General features: G+C 47.2%; 1 pseudogene. It reads left to right on the top strand.

Going from position 1 to position 2,190, the window contains the following annotated elements:
* Window positions 1–2,190, top strand: a pseudogene (locus HP456_RS23130) (GH36-type glycosyl hydrolase domain-containing protein); the annotation flags it as partial.

Below are 2,190 nucleotides of genomic sequence, written 5' to 3'. Positions count from 1 at the left end.
GGGCAAAGTCTCAGGTGAAGTGGAGCGGCTCCTTCGAAGGTGTAACGTATGAAGTCATTTTCACTTTGAGTGATAGAGGGGTCTGGTTCTGGGATATTGAAGTCGCCGGTCAAGATGTGGAAATCGACGTGGTGTACGGGCAGGACCTCGGTCTCGCAGATAAAGGTGCGGTCAGGTCCAATGAGGCTTACATGTCACAGTATATCGATCACCGTGTATTTGAAAGTGCAGAGAAAGGCTATGTTGTCTGCTCGCGTCAAAATCAGCCGCAATCAAGCGGATTCCCTTATATTCAGCAAGGTTCTCTTGGGCAATCGGCAGGCTATTCCACTGACGGCTTCCAATTCTTCGGGTTGTCTTATAAAGAAAGTGATGAGCCTGAGATATTGAAACAGAAGTCATTGGCGAACGAAGTATATCAGTATGAGTTTGCCTATACAGCACTCCAATCCCGGAAGGTCAAGTTGAACGGCAAAGAGCGCTTTACGTTTTATGGTCTGTTTAAAGGTGATCATTCAGAAGCGATCGGTTCTCTGGAATATGAAGAAGAAGTTACAGCAGCATGGGAAGAAGCGCAATCAGTCGCTTCTCAGTTCAGCAATTCTGATGTGAAGACTCGATTAAGATCTGAAATCGGCAAGCCGCTAAGAACGCTATCCATGACAAAGGAGGACGTAGAGGGATTTTTTGCAAATCGTCATAATGAAGAACGGGAAGGCGGCACACTTCTATCCTTCTTCACTGATACGCATGAACATGTGATTATGAAAGAGAAAGAATTAATGGTGGAACGGCCACATGGCCATATCCTGATGTCGGGTGAAAATCACCGCCTGAAAGACAATACGATGACAACGACCTCGTTCATGTACGGATTGTTTAATTCGCAGCTGGTAGTCGGGAACACTTCTTTTAACAAAATGATGACGAATCAGCGGAGTCACCTGAATATGATGAAGACTTCGGGGCAGCGCATCTATGTAGAGGTGGATGGTGTTTACCGTTTACTGACAATGCCGTCGATGTTCGAGCTCGGGTTCAACTATGCGCGCTGGTACTACAGAACGGAAGCAGATACGATTATCGTGACCAATTATACTGTGGTCGATTCGCCTGAAGTACAGCTGAATGTTAAATCACTTCAAGGCAACACGTACCGCTACCTCGTGACGAACCAGGTGACGATGAATAATAATGAATATGAAACAGGGTTCTACGTGAAACGGGACGGCGGCATCCTAACCATCACCGCCGATCAAGTATCGGACAGCAGTTCAACCTTCCCTCACTTGTGTTATCGAATGAAAGTGGACGGCGCGGAGTTCAAGGCCGGCAGCGAAGAAATGCTGGCTGACAATGTAGAGGTAGGTGCTGCATCCCTGGTCGTGTTAGATGTGTGTGCTTCTGCAGAATGGAATTTGACCGTGCAGGGTCTTCTGGAAGGTAAAGAGACCGAGTTTGCAGTCCGTGACATGAATGAAGAGATCGAGAAATACCGTGATTACTACAGAGGTGTGATGAACGGATTTAACCTTTCACAAGGTTCAGCCATATCTGGCGGCCTGGGGAAAGTGAACGCGCTCGCTTGGTGGTACACCCATAATATGCTGGTCCATTACTCCGTGCCTCATGGCCTGGAGCAATATGGCGGTGCTGCATGGGGGACCCGTGATGTTTGCCAGGGACCGACGGAATACTTCATGGCTACTCAAAACTATGAATCTGTCAAAGAAATCATCAAGACTGTTTACTCGCATCAATACGAAGACAACGGAAATTGGCCGCAATGGTTCATGTTCGATCAGTACTACAAGATCCAGCAGGATGATAGCCACGGGGATATCATCGTTTGGCCGCTGAAGGTGGTAAGCGATTATATTGGGGCAACGAATGATTACGGGATTTTACATGAGGAAATTCCGTATACAGAGCGGAATGGCTTTGGTTTTACAGAAGGAAAGGAAACGCTGCTTCACCATATCCGCAAGGAGCTTACCTATATAAAGGAACATTTCCTTCATGATACGTTCTTATCTTCTTATGGAGATGGAGACTGGGATGATACGCTGCAGCCTGCGAATGCCAACTTGAAGAAATACATGGCGAGCAGCTGGACGGTTGCCTTGACCTATCAAGTGGTGGTGAAGCTGTCTTCTGTTCTCGAACGTTCCCTTGAAGAGGAAGCCAAGG

The sequence above is a fragment of the Bacillus haikouensis genome (assembly GCF_013179555.1).
In the GTDB taxonomy this organism is placed as follows: Bacteria; Bacillota; Bacilli; order Bacillales; family Bacillaceae_B; genus Rossellomorea; species Rossellomorea haikouensis_A.
Note: the sequence above shows the minus strand (reverse complement) of the source record. Positions and strands in the feature narration are given on the sequence as shown.